Here is a 14678-nt window from a genome sequence, read left to right as displayed (position 1 = left end):
AGGATGTTAAAAAGTGTTCACCATGTCCCCGAACACCTGTCTGCAATGTCCCCGGACCGTACAGTTATGGGGGAGGGAATAGAGAAGTGAGTGATTACTTCGCGGCTGCAGCCGCGTCACTGACCCACTTATCAAACTGTGCCTGGTGTGCCTTGATCCAGCCATCAACATGACGGTTTATATTCTCTTCTGATGACTCACCAGCATGCATCCGCGCATTCTGGGCGTTGATATCGGTGATAGGCAGTTTCATCTCCGCAAACAGCTTCGCCGCTGCCGGGTTCTTCGCCGCCCACTCCTTGTTGGCAACAATATGCATGGTGTTCACCGGGAAGCCATAGTTTGCGCCGTTGGCAAGTTTGGTATCGACATCTTTCTGCTCGCCCGGCAGTGAAGAGAACGGCACCTGCAGCCAGACCACATCTTTACCCGGCACCAGCACATCACTCAGCCAGTACGGCGTCCAGGTGTAATAGATAATCGGTTTACCCTGCTTATAACGCGCCAGCGTATCGGCGATCATCGCAGAGTAGTTACCCATATTCGCTACCGTGGTTTTTTCCAGGTCGTACGCTTTCATCTGGTGGTTAATGACCGCTTCACAGCCCCAGCCCGGCGTACAACCGGTCAGATCGGCTTTGCCGTCACCGTTGGTATCAAACAGCTGAGCGATTTTCGGATCTTTCAGCTGATCGAGACGGGTGATGTGATACTTCTCGGCGGTTTTCTTGTCGATCAGATAACCCTGTGCGGCACCGGAAACATAAGTACCCTCGCGATAAAACTTTTGATCGCCGCCTGCCGCTTTATACATATCGTCATGCAGTGGCTGCCAGTTCACGGCAGTAAAAGTGGCATCGCCAGAGGCAATCGAGGTGTAGCCGACGTTGTAGTCAACTTCGCTGGGCTTCTCCACGGTATAACCCAGTTTCTCCAGCGCGCGGCTGACCAGCAGCGTCTGGAACGTCTCTTCGGTGATGGTGCTCTGAATCGGTTTCACGGTGATGCCTTTACCCGGCAACTCCGCGGCGGAAATCTGTGTCGTGGCCAGAGTGGTTAAGGCGGCTGCCAACAATGCTGTCTTGCGCATAGCGATTCCTTCTTGATGAGTTTTTATTGCGTATGCAGGCGGTGCGCGGTCACGCACCGCCTGAAAGGTTGTTGCTGTCTCAGGTAGCGTTACGTCGGCTACTTCGACAGAAACGGACGGGTCAGCAGGCCAATCGGACCGCTGGTGTACCAGTGGCGGCTGCCACGGCTGCGGCTGTCACGGCCCAGTGACTGGGTGAGGCGGTCGAGAATGATCGCGAGGATCACGATACCGACACCGCCAACGGTGGCGAGGCCCATATCCAGGCGGCCAATGCCGCGCAGCACCATCTGTCCCAGACCGCCGACGGCGATCATCGAGGCGATCACCACCATCGACAGCGCCAGCATCAGCGTCTGGTTCACGCCCGCCATAATGGTTGGCATGGCCAGCGGCAGCTGGACTTTAAACAGCATCTGACGCGGGCTGGCGCCAAACGACTCACCGGCTTCAATCAGATCGGCAGGCACCTGTTTAATCCCCAGAATGGTCAGACGCACAATCGGCGGCACGGCAAAGATAATCGTCACCACCACACCAGGGACGTTGCCGATACCAAACAGCATCACAATCGGCACCAGATAGACGAAGGCTGGGGTGGTCTGCATCGCATCCAGCAGCGGACGAATAATCTTCGCCGCACGGTCACTGCGCGCCAGCCAGATACCCAGCGGCAGGCCGATGACAATACAGAACAGCAGGGCGGTCAGCACCAGCGCCAGCGTGATCATCGCCTGTGACCAGGCACCAATCGCGCCGATGGCAATCAGCGACACCAGTGTGGCAATGCCCATACCGAAGCTGGAGAGCTGCCAGGCGAGCAGGGCGAAGACAATAATCGCCACCGGTGCCGGCATGCCGAGCAGCAGCTGCTGGAAGGCGCTGAGGATATAATCCACCGGCACACGGATACCCTGGAACACCGGACGGAAATGAGAAACCACCCAGTCGATACCTTCCGTGACCCAGCTATCGAGCGGGATCAACGTTTTATGGAACGGATCGAGAATATTAAAGTGCTCAGCCTGCGGTGCAGGGGCGCTGTTCAGCCAGTCACTGCTGCTGGCTGCGGCGTCATGGCCGCCACCACCGGCAGGTGAACCCCAGGCGTCAGCCCCGCCACCATCGGCTGGTGCGGCGCTGCTGCTGCTGTCTGCGGGTGCGGCACTGCTGTCCGCAGGCGTGGCCCACGGATCGGCGCTGTTACTGGCGGCACTGTCGCTGGCTGGCGTGCTGGTCTGCGCAGATGCGCTTTCCCATGGATTGCTATTTTGTTCACTCATTGTTGGCCCCCTCGCGATCTAATGCCTGTAACAACATGCTCTTGGAAATGATACCGATGTACTGCCCTTCATCACCGACGATCGGCACCGCACACGGTGCCTGCGCCACATGGGACAGCAGTTCATTCAGAGAGGTATCACCCGGCATTGCGGCAGGGTTATCAAGCAACGCGGCATCCAGACCGACACCGGCGGCCAGTGCCGCTTTCAGTGAGTCCTGGGATACGACGCCAACAAATTTTTGTTTCTCCAGCACGTAGCCGAAATCGCGGTCGGCATCCTGCAGCAGCTTAATCGCGGTACGTGGGCCGAAGCCCGGTGCTTTACGCATCAGCGCGCCAGCACTGCGGCGGGCAATATCTTTGGCGCTGAACACATGGCTGATATCCACACCACGGAAGAAGGTGCGCACATAGTCATTGGCCGGGCTGTTGAGAATTTCATCCGGCGTACCAACCTGTACCACTTCGCCGCCCTGCATAATGGCAATACGGTCACCAATACGCATCGCTTCGTCGAGGTCATGGGAGATAAACACGATGGTGCGCTGATGGCGTGACTGCAGCTTAACCAGCTCATCCTGCATTTCGGTGCGGATTAACGGGTCGAGTGCGGAGAAGGCTTCATCCATCAATAATATATCCGGATTAATGGCCAGCGCACGCGCTAATCCGACGCGCTGACGCATACCACCGGAAAGCTCATCAGGATAAGCGTTAGCCCAATTTTCCAGACCGACCTGACGTAACGCATCCAGCGCTTTTTCCTGCCGCTCCTGCAGCGGGACACCGGCTAATTCCATGCCGAAGGCGGTATTATTTAATACCGTCATATGTGGCATCAGTGCGAATGACTGAAATACCATGCTGATCTTATTTCGGCGCACCTGACGCAGTTCGCTGTCAGATATTTTCGCGATGTCGACACCATCAATAATCACCTGACCGCGGGTCGGTTCTATCAGACGATTGAGAAGGCGAACCATAGTGGATTTCCCGGAACCGGATAACCCCATGATGACAAATATCTCGCCTTCTTCAATGGCCAGACTGGCGTCTTTTACCCCAAGCGAAAGGCCGGTTTTCTCCAGCAGATCTTCTTTGCTGATGCCTTTCTCGATGTGCTTAAATGCACGCTCAGGATGTTCCCCGAAAACTTTATATAAATTTTTAACTTCTAATTTAATTGCCATGCAATATTTAAATTCCTGGTTGTGGGTTGGTTATCTTATATTTTTGTGTCCTGGTGGAATAAGGTCGATATATACCCTAGCACACTGAGTCAATCTGACAACCCTTGACATGCCGTGAAGCGTAATTGCCAGAGACCATAATCTCGGATAAGGCCAGTGCTGATAAGGGATTACGGCGTGCTGATTTTTGTGAAAATTAATTGATATTTTTTGTCACTGAGAAGGTTTTGCAAGAGAATATTGATGGAAAATGACACTAATATTTCCGTTATTGCCGGAGTTGGGATGGGTTTATTACGGGGAAATAAAATAGCTTATTGTCTGAAATAGCAGAGAATAAAACGGGGCGATCAGCAATTAATGGGCGCGAAGGTTGCGCCCGTCAGGGGAAGGGGATAAGCGTGCTTAGAAGTTCCAGTCTTCGTCTTCGGTATCGACGGCTTTGCCCATCACGTAGGAGGAGCCAGATCCAGAGAAGAAGTCATGGTTTTCATCGGCATTTGGCGACAGCGCGGCGAGGATCGCCGGGTTAACGGTGGCCATTTCTGCCGGGAAGATCGCCTCATAACCCAGGTTCATCAGGGCCTTGTTGGCGTTATAGTGCAGGAAGGTTTTCACCTCTTCGCTCCAGCCGACATCCGCATACAGCGCTTCGGTATACTCCACCTCATTTTCATACAGCGCCAGCAGCAGATCATAGGCAAAGCTTTTCAGCTCTTCGCGGCGCGCATCATCCACTTTTTCCAGCGACTTCTGATACTTATAGCCGATGTAATAACCATGCACCGCTTCATCGCGGATAATCAGACGGATCAGATCGGCGGTGTTCGTCAGCTTGCCGCGGCTGGACCAGTACATCGGCAGATAGAAGCCTGAGTAGAACAGGAAAGATTCGAGGAACACGCTGGCGATTTTTTTCTTCAGCGGGTCTTCAGCAGCGTAGTGCTGCAGAATGATGTCGGCTTTCTTCTGCAGTGGCTGATTCTCTTCACTCCACTGGTAGGCGGCGTCAACATCACTGGTGTGGCACAGTGTGGAGAAAATAGAACTGTAGGAGCGGGCATGCACCGCTTCCATAAAGCTGATGTTCGACATCACCGCTTCTTCATGTGGCGTCAGCGAGTCGGCCATCAGTGCGGGCGCGCCAAGCGTGTTCTGAATGGTATCCAGCAGCGTCAGGCCGGTAAATACGCGGATAGTCAGCTGTTGTTCCTGCGCACTCAGGCTGTTCCAGGAAGGCAGATCGTTGGAAAGTGGCACTTTTTCCGGCAACCAGAAGTTGGCGGTCAGGCGGTTCCATACTTCCAGATCTTTATCATCCTGAATCTGGTTCCAGTTAATCGCTTGTACGCGTTTTAATGTGGTCATAATTGAGTTCTTTTATCTGTTGTGCAAGCCACGTACCGTGCGGCAGAAAGCCTCACTGTACGGGTGCAAGGTATTGGCGCTGACGACAGTAATACGCCCCGCAATGCTGCGGGGCGGTGTGACGAATTACAGTGAACAGGAGACGCAGCCCTGCACCTCGGTGCCTTCCAGCGCCATCTGGCGCAGACGGATGTAATAGAGGGTTTTGATCCCTTTCTTCCAGGCGTAAATCTGCGCCTTGTTGATATCGCGCGTGGTGGCGGTATCGCGGAAGAACAGCGTCAGTGACAGCCCCTGATCAACATGGCGGGTCGCTTCTGCATAGGTATCGATAATCGCTTCCGGTCCGATATCGTAAGCATCTTTATACAGATGCTGGTTATCGTTGTTCATAAACGGTGCCGGATAGTAAACGCGACCGGTTTTGCCCTCTTTACGGATCTCAATACGCGACACAATCGGGTGAATGCTCGATGTGGCGTGGTTGATATACGAAATGGAGCCCGTCGGCGGGATCGCCTGCAGGTTCTGGTTATACAGGCCGTCACGCATGACCGCATCGCGCAGCGCCAGCCAGTCGGCCTGGGTTGGCAGCGTGATACCGGCTTCGGCAAACAGCTGAGCGATACGTGCAGTACGTGGCTGCCACGCCTGCTCAACATACTGCGCAAAGTATTCTCCGCTCGCATAGCGTGATTCACGGAAGCCAGAGAAGGTCTGTTGCCGCTCACGCGCCAGCTGGTTAGAGCTGCGCAGTGCATGGTAAGTCACGCAATAGAAGTAGATATTGGTGAAATCCAGTCCTTCTTCCGAGCCATACATAATGCCTTCACGCGCCAGATAGCCGTGCAGGTTCATCTGGCCAAGACCAATCGCGTGCGACTGCGCATTGCCTTCCGCAATCGATGGCACAGAAGCGATATGGCTCATATCGGATACTGCCGTCAGCGCGCGAATGGCGATCTCAACGGTATGACCAAAGTCATCGGAATCCATCGCATGGGCGATATTCAGCGAACCGAGGTTACAGGAGATATCGCGTCCCACCTGGCGATAGCCGAGGTCATCGTTGTACTCAGTCGGCGTATTCACCTGCAGGATTTCAGAGCACAGGTTGCTCATATTAATCCGCCCGTTAATCGGGTTGGCACGGTTTACGGTATCTTCATACATGATGTACGGGTAGCCGGATTCGAACTGGATTTCTGCCAGCGTCTGGAAGAACTCACGCGGATTAATAAAGGTTTTACGAATGCGCTCGTCGGCCAGCATCTCTTCATATTTTTCGCTGATGCTGATATCGGCGAACGGCTTACCGTAGATGCGCTCGACATCATATGGCGAGAACAGCGCCATCTGCTGGTTATCACGCGCCAGCTGGAAAGTGACATCCGGGATCACCACGCCCAGCGACAGCGTTTTAATACGGATTTTCTCGTCGGCGTTTTCACGTTTGGTATCAAGGAAACGCAGAATATCCGGATGATGGGCATGCAGATAAACCGCGCCCGCACCCTGGCGCGCACCGAGCTGGTTAGCGTAGGAGAAGGCATCTTCCAGCATCTTCATTACCGGGATCACGCCGGAAGACTGGTTTTCGATACGCTTAATCGGTGCGCCCGCTTCACGCAGGTTGGAGAGCAGGAATGCCACGCCGCCGCCGCGTTTTGACAACTGCAGGGCCGAGTTCACCGAGCGGCCAATCGACTCCATATTGTCCTCGATGCGCAACAGGAAGCAGGAGACCAGCTCGCCGCGCTGCTGTTTACCGCAGTTGAGGAAGGTCGGCGTCGCAGGCTGGAAGCGGCCGGACAGCACTTCTTCCATCAGTGACACGGCCAGTTTTTCGTCACCCTGCGCGAGGGTCAGCGCCAGCATACAGACGCGATCTTCGAAATTTTCCAGATAGCGTTTGCCATCGAAGGTTTTCAGCGCATAGCTGGTGTAGAACTTCCACGCACCGAGGAAGGTCTGAAAGCGGAAGCGTGCCGCATAAGCCTGTTCAAACAGGCTGCGCACAAACTCAAATGACCAGGCGTTAAGCACTTCGGCTTCGTAATAGCCTTCCGCCACCAGATACTGCAGGCGAGCTTCCAGCGAGTCGAAAGGTACGCTGTTGGGGATCACATGCTGCAGGAAAAACTGGCGCGTCGCTTCGTGGTCTTTATCAAACTGAATACGGCCGTCAGCATCATAAAGGTTAAGCATCGCGTTAAGCGCATGATAGTCCAGCGCCGTAGCAGCTGGTTTTATGAGAGTGCTGTCTGTCGTTGCCAAAATTGGGTTACTCCCGCTCGTACGTTAGCTATGTCATCAGCGGTTCCCAGTAACTCGAAGCGATAGAGATAAGGAACCTGACATTTTTGCGCAATGATGTCGCCCGCAATGCAAAAGGCTTCGCCGAAATTGCGGTTGCCCGCTGCAATCACGCCGCGAATCAGGCGGCGGTTAGCTTCATCATTCAGAAATTGAATCACCTGTTTGGGGACAGCGCCGCGTGCGCTGCCGCCACCGTAGCTCGGCACCACCAGGATATAGGGGGTTTCCACCTGCAAGCGCTGTGCGATGTCCAGCGGAATGCGCCGCGCCGGTAAGCCCAAACGGCTGATAAAACGGTGCGTGTTTTCCGACTGGCTGGAAAAATAGACCAGTGGAAACATGGGATCAGCCTTGCGCCATGGCCAGCTGGCCTAACGCAGAGATTTTGTCCGGGCGGAAACCGCTCCAGTGATCGTTGGCCGCCATCACCACTGGCACCTGACGGTAACCGAGTGATTTCAGGGTTTCTACGGCAGCGGGTTCGTGGTCAAGATTAACCAGCTGATAGTTAATTCCTTTTTTATCCATGGCGTTTTTTGTTGCATTGCACTGGACACAGTTATCTTTAGTGTAAATAATAATGCTCATGATTCGCATTTACCTTTATCGTCAGAAGCGCTGCGTTTTGCGAATCACCTTTTGCCACTGATTCGCCCATTCTCTTCACCACCACTAGTGGTGTTCTTGATGTTTGTAATACTAGATATAGTGCCCGGATAAATCAACCGCACCAGATATAGTGTTTTCTGATTTCTTAAGACCTAGGTCTGCTAAAGCCTTGCGCCATGCGGGTTGCAAGCTAAAAAAATTATTTTTTAGCTAAGTAATTTGCCGTCAGGCAAAAAAAATCCCCGCCACAGGGCAGGGATCGGAGAGAGGGGAGAGGAAGAGGTTAGCGACGTGACGCCAGCAGGGCGCCCACCACAATCCCGACCGCCGTACCAATGCCGACGCCATGCCATGGTTTATCATGTACATAGTTATCGACCTGAGTGCTGGCGTCTTTAGCCGCCTGAGTCACCCGGTTGCGGCCATTCAGCTTCGCCCGTGTCTCTTTTAACAGCGATTCTGCTTTCACGCGTGCGGAGTCGATCTCTTCCTTCGTTTTGCTGCCGTAAGATTTCAACAGATCGTCAAGCGTATCGGCCAGTAAAGAGACGTCCTGGTTAATATCGATATCTTCGGTTTTCGTCGTTTTATTAAACATTTTTCACTCCCTTTGCGTTGATAGCTGACATTAAGTGTAGACCATGCCTTCTTGCTCAGACGGTTTCTGGACTATTCCGAAAGCCCTGCCCGCCAGCCCTGTTGTAAGGTTGCGGGTTTTTTGCAACACGAATGCAACACGAAGAGGAACAAGCATGTATTTACGACCTGATGAGGTGGCGCGCGTACTGGAAAAAGCCGGATTCGAGATGGATGCGGTGACGCCAAAAACTTACGGCTACCGGCGCGGCGACAACTATGTGTATGTGAACCGTGAAGCGCGGATGGGTCGTACCGCACTGATTATTCATCCGACGCTGAAAGAGAAAAGCCAGCATATTGCTGAGCCGGCCAGCGAGATGAAAACCTGCGATCATTACACGCAGTTTCCCATTTATCTGGCCGGTGAGCACCCTGATCACTACGGCATTCCATACGGTTTCAGCTCACGGGCTGCACTGGAACGTTATCTGGAACGCCTGTTTGATTAAGCTTTCATCCTTATGATTTATGGAGTTGCTTTCCGCGGGCACCCCCTGTATAACGTTTCTCCCATATAGAAGTTTAGACGTCCATATGGTTAAACTAAATGCAGACAGACGAGCAGAGCGCCACTTCCACGCAGTTTAAACGCACCATGAAAGCACGCCATCTGGTGATGCTTTCTCTCGGCGGTGTAATCGGCACCGGGCTGTTTTTTAATACCGGGTATATTATTTCCACGACTGGCGCGGCGGGCACGCTGCTGGCGTACCTGATTGGTGCGCTGGTGGTGTATCTGGTAATGCTGTGCCTCGGTGAACTGTCGGTGGCGATGCCGGAAACCGGTGCGTTTCATGTTTATGCCGCACGCTATCTGAGTCCGGCAACCGGTTACACAGTCGCCTGGCTCTACTGGCTGACCTGGACCGTCGCACTGGGTTCCAGCCTGACTGCCGCAGGCTTCTGTATGCAGTACTGGTTCCCGGATACGCCGGTCTGGCTGTGGTGCCTGATTTTCTGCGCCGTTATCTTCCTGCTGAACATTATCTCCTCACGCTTTTTTGCCGAGGGGGAGTTCTGGTTCTCGATTATCAAAGTCGTCACCATCCTGGCGTTTATCATTCTGGGTGCAGGCGCGATGTTTGGTTTTATTCCGCTGAAAGATGGCTCCAGCGCGCCGTTCTTCTCCAATATCACCGCCTCCGGCTGGCTGCCCCACGGTAGCCTGCCGATTCTGATGACCATGGTGGCGGTAAACTTTGCTTTTTCTGGCACGGAGCTGATTGGCATTGCTGCCGGCGAAACGGAGAACCCGCATAAAGTGGTGCCGGTGGCGATCCGCACCACGTTGGCGCGACTGGTGATCTTTTTCCTCGGCACCGTGCTGGTGCTGGCGGCGCTGATCCCCATGGATCAGGCGGGCATCGTGAAGAGTCCGTTTGTGCTGGTGTTCGAAAAGATCGGTATTCCTTATGCTGCAGATATCTTCAACTTTGTGATCCTGACGGCGATCCTGTCGGCGGCGAACTCCGGCCTGTATGCGTCCGGTCGCATGCTGTGGTCGCTGGCTAATGAGCGTACGCTGCCGGGCTGCTTCGCCCGAATGACACGACGCGGTATTCCTCTGGTGGCGATCTCTGTCAGCATGCTCGGTGGTCTGCTGGCGCTGTTCTCCAGTGTGGTGGCACCGGATACGGTGTTTGTCGCGCTTTCTGCTATTTCCGGTTTTGCGGTGGTGGCGGTGTGGCTGAGTATCTGTGCCGCGCATTACGCATTTCGCCGTCAGCATCTGCGCGCGGGGCGTCCGTTATCGGCGCTGAAATATCGTGCGCCGTGGTTCCCGCTGACGCCAATACTGGGCTTCCTGCTCTGTCTGCTGGCCTGTGTCGGACTGGTGTTTGACCCGGAACAGCGCATTGCGCTGTGGTGCGGCGTGCCCTTTGTGCTGTTGTGTTATGGTGCTTACCATGTCACGCAGCGACTGAAAAAACGTGAAATTACCCGGGAGACAGAACATGTCGTTTAATAATCCACTGACGGAGATTCTGGCCCGGCGCGCCACTCTGGTGCTGGATGGCGCACTGGCGACCGAACTGGAAGCACGTGGCTGTAACCTGGCCGACAGCCTGTGGTCTGCGAAGGTGCTGATGGAGAACCCGGAGCTGATTTACCAGGTGCACTACGACTATTATGCGGCGGGCGCGCAGTGTGCGATCACCGCCAGCTATCAGACGACACCACTGGGCTTTGCCGCACGCGGGCTGGATGCTGAACAGGCGCAGGCCTTAATCAGCAAAAGTGCACAGCTGGCGCTGCAGGCGCGGGCAGATTACCTGGCGCAGCATCCGCAGGCGGGTCCGTTGCTGGTGGCGGGATCGGTGGGGCCTTATGGTGCGTATCTGGCGAATGGCGCAGAGTATCGCGGTGACTACCTGCTGCCGGAAGAAGAAATGATGGCCTTTCACCGTCCGCGAGTGGCGGCGCTGGTGGCGGCAGGTGTCGACCTGCTGGCCTGCGAAACGTTACCTTCGTTTGCTGAAATTCAGGCACTGGTGGCGTTGCTGGCCGGGTTCCCGGATACCTCTGCCTGGTTCACGTTCACCCTGCGCGACAGCGAACATCTGAGTGACGGCACACCGCTGGCGGATGTGCTGGCGCTGCTGGAACACTGCCCGCAGGTGGTGGCACTGGGGATTAACTGCATTGCGCTGGAGAGTGTGACAGCAGCGCTCAACACGCTGGCGGCGCTGAGCGAGAAGCCGCTGGTGGTCTACCCTAATTCCGGTGAACAGTATGATGCGACCAGTAAAACCTGGAGCCACGCGGCGGCGGGCTGCACGTTAAGCGACAAACTGCCGGAGTGGCGGGCGGCGGGCGCCAGACTGATTGGTGGCTGCTGTCGCACCACGCCGCAGGATATCTCCGCACTGGCAAGTTGTTGTCATCATTGATGATTCACTGAAAATTTGTCTTATAACGCCTGGCAATACCAGTGATGCATGATGAAAAGCTGCCACACAGCGCTTAGACTATCAGCATCATTTAATTGCTGTGAGATGGATTATGAAAGCGATTTTACTGGCCCTGGTTTCACTGGTGATGCTGAGTGGCTGCGCCACAATTGTGGGAAGCGAAACGCAGTCAGTGCGCATTGATTCCCGGCCACAGGGTGCCAGTGTGGTGATTCAGGATGAAACAGGGCGTGCGGTGGCGCAGGGACGGACACCGTTTACCGTGACGCTGGCAAAATCCGATGGCAGCTATTTTGGCAAAAAACGCTTTCGCGTAATGCTGGAAGCGCCGGGCTATGTGCCGCAGACGCTGGGACTGGAAGGCCAGGCTAACCTGTGGTACAGCGTGGGTAATATCCCGCTGCTCGGTGTGCCTGGCTGGCTGGTGGTCGACCCGTATAACGGTGGTATGTACACCCTGAAACCGGAAAGCTTGCTGGTGACGCTGAATCCGGTCGGCGCACGCGGCGGCTGATCATCACGGGCGGGATGACCCCGCCCGCTCAGCGACAACCTGCTTTCACTCCCACAAACGTTATTGCGCGGTGGGGTTAAGCAGGGTCCCCCCTGACTTGTATTTCGCCAGATACTGATGCTGGAAAATACACATACGAATGGTGTTGCGATACTCACCGTTGATAAAGAATTCGTGGATAAGTTCGCCTTCAATATCAAAGCCCAGTTTGCTGTAGATATGAATGGCTTTTTCATTCTCTTTATCGACAATCAGGTACAGCTTGTAGAGATTCAGCACTGAAAAGCCGTAATCCATCGCCAGTTTCGCGGCCTGACTGGCTAAGCCTTTGCCCTGGTGCGCGGGATCGATAATGATCTGAAATTCCGCGCGGCGGTGAATATGGTTGATCTCCACCAGTTCGACCAGTCCCACTTTCACCCCATGATGTTCCACCACAAAGCGGCGTTCGCTCTGATCGTGAATATGTTTGTCGTAAAGATCAGACAGCTCAACAAAGGCTTCATAAGGTTCTTCAAACCAGTAGCGCATAACACTGGCGTTATTATCCAGCTGATGAACGAAATGCAGGTCTTCGCGCTCCAGCGGCCGGAGTCTGACCGCAGCTTCGGTGGTCATGGGGGCATCCTTATGCAGAGAAGTTGCCGGGAGTATAGCGCTAAAGCGGGTATTTCCGGCAAACCGCAGCTCAGGCATTCACAATCTCTTCTGCCAGCGTAGCCGCCCGCTGCAGATTGTCCGCGCTGTCTACCCTGAGCCACGGGCGCCCTGCAGTATCAATCAGGGCGGTGGAAAACTGGCAGAAAGCACGCTCAAAGATATGATACAGCTGTACTTCCCCCTCAAAAGGCAGTGCTGACAGTTGTTCCACCACAAAATGACGGGCTGCATCACTGAGTTTCAGCAGCGTAATAAAGCGACCCGCAACACGCTGGCCTGGGATGAATGCGCTGCCACGTCCGGCGATAAGTAAGCCTGCATGAGTTTCACTGTGCGTCGTCGCGATCCGCACTGTCCTGCCTGGCGCCAGGCTGTCAGAATCAATCGCCAGACAAATCTCTGCCGGATGGTTACTCAGTTGCCTGAGCAGGGAAGGTGGGATTAGCAGATCGCCTTCATAATAAATCACCGGCCCATCATGTCTGCTGAGCACCAGCAGTGCACTCCAGTCAAGATTGAGTACGTGATGCAACGGATTATTCAGCAGTACGACATGGCTGTGGCGCAGTAAGGCAAACAGAATTGCCGATAACTCCGCTGCGCCGTGGCCGAGGACAAAGGTTTTATGGCCGATACCGGCGCGATCAAAACTTCGCAGCTGGTAATCAATGATGCGATCTTTACCCGCCAGCAGACAGGCCTGGTGATGTGTGGCGGTAAAGGGCAATAAACGCTGACTGCAACCCGCCATCAGGCATGCAAGACGCATGGTGGTCTCCTTTTCAACAGCGCAAATGTGGATACAGACGCCGGTTTACCGGGCGTTAATCTGAGATGACGGGGGGCCGCGTGAGGCGTGATGTGGATGCGATCATCGCCCTGATGACGGCCAGCAAATCGTCGATATCGCTGAAATTCATCTCTCCCTGAATGCCAATACGCAGACTGCTGGCACCATTGCGGTTTATGGACAGCGGCGTCTGCAGCCAGCTCAGATGGTCATGCAACACACTGAAATCGATACGTTGCTGTGTCACCAGCGTGACAAATAAAGGGGCACAATACTGTGGTTCAACCAGCGGCTGGAAGCCTGCCGCCGCCATCCCTTTTAGCAGGTAGATCATGCGCTGGCAGTAGAGCTGGAAACGCGCTTCGCGTCCGCCCTGGTGCTGATAGGCGTCAATCGCATCCTGCAATGCCTGCATCACCTGTAACGGCGAAGTGAAACGCCATTGCCCATGATCTTTCAGTGCCAGATACTGCGCTTTAAGATCGAGGCTGAACACGCGTGGTGGTGCACTGGGCGTTAACTCGTTGTGGCGTACCAGCACAAACGCCATACCGGGCGCGCCATGCAGGCACTGACTGACGGAGAGGGCTGCCGCGGCCAGCCCTGGTACGGTAAAATTCACGGGCAGTACGCCAAAGGTCGCGCTGATATCGACCAGCAGACGGCAACCATATTGCGTGGCCAGCCGCTCCAGAGCATCAATGTCATTCTTGACGCCGAGCTGGGTTTCAAAATGCACGGCGGCGATATGGGTAATGGTGTGATCCTGTGCTAGACTCTCCGCCACCCGCGCCAGGTCGATACCACGCTGTTTATCGAGCGCCAGCACGGAGTAGCGGATATGGTGAATATGCGCGATTTCCGTCATCCGGTCGGCGGACTCGCCATTGGTGACAATCAGCAGATGGTCGGTCGCGGAAAGCAGGGTGCAGAGCATCGCTTCAACGGCAAAGGCTCCGCTGCCCTGTAACGGGATGGCGCTCCAGTGACGATTGCAGCCGGCAATCGCCAGCATTGCGTCACGCAGACGCCGCGTTAACATGCGGCTGGGTTCTGGCGGAGGTAACAGCGCGCAATATGCGCCACAGATATTAGCGGTATGGTTATCGACGTTTCTGCCCGCCGTCGAGGTCTTGCTGTTCGGGGATAATCCCTGAATATTCATGAGTCCATTCTCTCGCTGCATTATTGATGAGGGATATTACCATTCCGATTGGTCACACTTTATGGAAGGTGCGATTTAATCGTCAATTATGAGAACATAACCCTTTCTTTGACATAGACTTTTCACGATGCCCGCTC

At 54.7% G+C, this 14678-nt stretch carries 15 protein-coding genes; 4 read left to right on the top strand and 11 right to left on the bottom strand.

What is annotated here, in order from left to right; all coding sequences use genetic code 11:
* Window positions 1-94: 94 nt before the first annotated feature.
* From proX to ACSZO1_RS17765, 8 genes are all read right to left on the bottom strand, one after another.
* Window positions 95-1090 (bottom strand): glycine betaine/L-proline ABC transporter substrate-binding protein ProX, encoded by a 996-nt coding sequence (gene proX, locus ACSZO1_RS17800; protein ID WP_437614996.1) that lies wholly within the window; start codon window positions 1088-1090, stop codon window positions 95-97.
* A 98-nt stretch (window positions 1091-1188) separates the two neighbouring features.
* Window positions 1189-2373 (bottom strand): glycine betaine/L-proline ABC transporter permease ProW, encoded by a 1185-nt coding sequence (proW, locus tag ACSZO1_RS17795; RefSeq protein ID WP_437614994.1) that lies wholly within the window; start codon window positions 2371-2373, stop codon window positions 1189-1191.
* Window positions 2366-3565 carry a glycine betaine/L-proline ABC transporter ATP-binding protein ProV gene (gene proV, locus ACSZO1_RS17790; RefSeq protein WP_437614992.1) on the bottom strand — a complete coding sequence of 400 codons (1200 nt, stop codon included), beginning with the start codon at window positions 3563-3565 and terminating at the stop codon, window positions 2366-2368. The genes proW and proV overlap by 8 nt, the downstream gene beginning before the upstream one ends.
* Before the next feature lie 405 nt (window positions 3566-3970).
* The gene (gene nrdF, locus ACSZO1_RS17785; RefSeq protein WP_437614990.1) at window positions 3971-4933 is read right to left on the bottom strand and encodes a class 1b ribonucleoside-diphosphate reductase subunit beta; all 963 of its coding nucleotides are present in this window, start codon (window positions 4931-4933) and stop codon (window positions 3971-3973) included.
* Between the two features lie 126 nt (window positions 4934-5059).
* Window positions 5060-7210 carry a class 1b ribonucleoside-diphosphate reductase subunit alpha gene (nrdE, locus tag ACSZO1_RS17780; protein WP_437614988.1) on the bottom strand — a complete coding sequence of 717 codons (2151 nt, stop codon included), beginning with the start codon at window positions 7208-7210 and terminating at the stop codon, window positions 5060-5062.
* Window positions 7183-7593 (bottom strand): class Ib ribonucleoside-diphosphate reductase assembly flavoprotein NrdI, encoded by a 411-nt coding sequence (gene nrdI / locus ACSZO1_RS17775; RefSeq protein ID WP_437614986.1) that lies wholly within the window; start codon window positions 7591-7593, stop codon window positions 7183-7185. The genes nrdE and nrdI overlap by 28 nt, the downstream gene beginning before the upstream one ends.
* 4 nt (window positions 7594-7597) lie before the next feature.
* On the bottom strand, window positions 7598-7840 hold the full coding sequence (gene nrdH, locus ACSZO1_RS17770; protein WP_437614984.1) for a glutaredoxin-like protein NrdH: 243 nt from the start codon (window positions 7838-7840) through the stop codon (window positions 7598-7600).
* 304 nt (window positions 7841-8144) lie between these two features.
* Window positions 8145-8459 (bottom strand): DUF883 family protein, encoded by a 315-nt coding sequence (locus ACSZO1_RS17765; protein ID WP_437614982.1) that lies wholly within the window; start codon window positions 8457-8459, stop codon window positions 8145-8147.
* Window positions 8460-8613: 154 nt separating this feature from the next.
* On the opposite strand from ACSZO1_RS17765, the gene ACSZO1_RS17760 reads away from it, so the two are divergent.
* The 4 genes from ACSZO1_RS17760 to ACSZO1_RS17745 all read left to right on the top strand — a co-directional run bounded on the left by ACSZO1_RS17760 (window position 8614) and on the right by ACSZO1_RS17745 (window position 11926).
* Window positions 8614-8949 (top strand): DUF2002 family protein, encoded by a 336-nt coding sequence (locus ACSZO1_RS17760; protein ID WP_437614980.1) that lies wholly within the window; start codon window positions 8614-8616, stop codon window positions 8947-8949.
* Window positions 8950-9047: 98 nt separating this feature from the next.
* The gene (gene mmuP / locus ACSZO1_RS17755; protein ID WP_437614978.1) at window positions 9048-10466 is read left to right on the top strand and encodes an S-methylmethionine permease; all 1419 of its coding nucleotides are present in this window, start codon (window positions 9048-9050) and stop codon (window positions 10464-10466) included.
* Window positions 10456-11391: a homocysteine S-methyltransferase gene (mmuM, locus tag ACSZO1_RS17750; RefSeq protein ID WP_437614976.1), complete on the top strand. Its 936-nt coding sequence runs from the start codon at window positions 10456-10458 to the stop codon at window positions 11389-11391. The genes mmuP and mmuM overlap by 11 nt, the downstream gene beginning before the upstream one ends.
* A 112-nt stretch (window positions 11392-11503) precedes the next feature.
* Window positions 11504-11926 (top strand): hypothetical protein, encoded by a 423-nt coding sequence (locus ACSZO1_RS17745; RefSeq protein WP_437614974.1) that lies wholly within the window; start codon window positions 11504-11506, stop codon window positions 11924-11926.
* Window positions 11927-11986: 60 nt separating this feature from the next.
* On the opposite strand, the gene speG is transcribed toward ACSZO1_RS17745, so the two are convergent.
* The 3 genes from speG to ACSZO1_RS17730 form a co-directional block, all read right to left on the bottom strand.
* A complete protein-coding gene (gene speG / locus ACSZO1_RS17740) occupies window positions 11987-12544 on the bottom strand; it encodes a spermidine N1-acetyltransferase (RefSeq protein WP_437614972.1) in 558 nt (185 codons plus the stop codon).
* Window positions 12545-12614: 70 nt separating this feature from the next.
* Window positions 12615-13355, bottom strand: a complete 741-nt coding sequence (locus ACSZO1_RS17735; RefSeq protein ID WP_437614971.1) for a nucleotidyltransferase — start codon at window positions 13353-13355, stop codon at window positions 12615-12617.
* Window positions 13356-13410: 55 nt separating this feature from the next.
* Window positions 13411-14541, bottom strand: a complete 1131-nt coding sequence (locus ACSZO1_RS17730; RefSeq protein WP_437614969.1) for an aminotransferase class V-fold PLP-dependent enzyme — start codon at window positions 14539-14541, stop codon at window positions 13411-13413.
* Between the last annotated feature and the right edge of the window lie 137 nt (window positions 14542-14678).

This window comes from Erwinia sp. V71, from assembly GCF_965644245.1.
In the GTDB taxonomy this organism is placed as follows: Bacteria; Pseudomonadota; Gammaproteobacteria; order Enterobacterales; family Enterobacteriaceae; genus Erwinia.
The sequence above is the reverse complement of the archived record's forward strand: the minus strand, read 5'-3'. Positions and strand labels throughout refer to the sequence as shown.

Excerpts from the sequence above, each read along its gene's own strand:
- ACSZO1_RS17730 (WP_437614969.1), bottom strand. The coding sequence starts at position 14,541 with ATGAATATTCAGGGATTATCCCCGAACAGCAAGACCTCGACGGCGGGC.
- proX (WP_437614996.1), bottom strand. The coding sequence starts at position 1,090 with ATGCGCAAGACAGCATTGTTGGCAGCCGCCTTAACCACTCTGGCCACG.
- nrdI (WP_437614986.1), bottom strand. The coding sequence starts at position 7,593 with ATGTTTCCACTGGTCTATTTTTCCAGCCAGTCGGAAAACACGCACCGT.
- ACSZO1_RS17765 (WP_437614982.1), bottom strand. The coding sequence starts at position 8,459 with ATGTTTAATAAAACGACGAAAACCGAAGATATCGATATTAACCAGGAC.
- mmuP (WP_437614978.1), top strand. The coding sequence starts at position 9,048 with ATGCAGACAGACGAGCAGAGCGCCACTTCCACGCAGTTTAAACGCACC.
- speG (WP_437614972.1), bottom strand. The coding sequence starts at position 12,544 with ATGACCACCGAAGCTGCGGTCAGACTCCGGCCGCTGGAGCGCGAAGAC.
- ACSZO1_RS17760 (WP_437614980.1), top strand. The coding sequence starts at position 8,614 with ATGTATTTACGACCTGATGAGGTGGCGCGCGTACTGGAAAAAGCCGGA.
- nrdF (WP_437614990.1), bottom strand. The coding sequence starts at position 4,933 with ATGACCACATTAAAACGCGTACAAGCGATTAACTGGAACCAGATTCAG.
- ACSZO1_RS17745 (WP_437614974.1), top strand. The coding sequence starts at position 11,504 with ATGAAAGCGATTTTACTGGCCCTGGTTTCACTGGTGATGCTGAGTGGC.
- ACSZO1_RS17735 (WP_437614971.1), bottom strand. The coding sequence starts at position 13,355 with ATGCGTCTTGCATGCCTGATGGCGGGTTGCAGTCAGCGTTTATTGCCC.
- proV (WP_437614992.1), bottom strand. The coding sequence starts at position 3,565 with ATGGCAATTAAATTAGAAGTTAAAAATTTATATAAAGTTTTCGGGGAA.
- mmuM (WP_437614976.1), top strand. The coding sequence starts at position 10,456 with ATGTCGTTTAATAATCCACTGACGGAGATTCTGGCCCGGCGCGCCACT.
- nrdH (WP_437614984.1), bottom strand. The coding sequence starts at position 7,840 with ATGAGCATTATTATTTACACTAAAGATAACTGTGTCCAGTGCAATGCA.
- proW (WP_437614994.1), bottom strand. The coding sequence starts at position 2,373 with ATGAGTGAACAAAATAGCAATCCATGGGAAAGCGCATCTGCGCAGACC.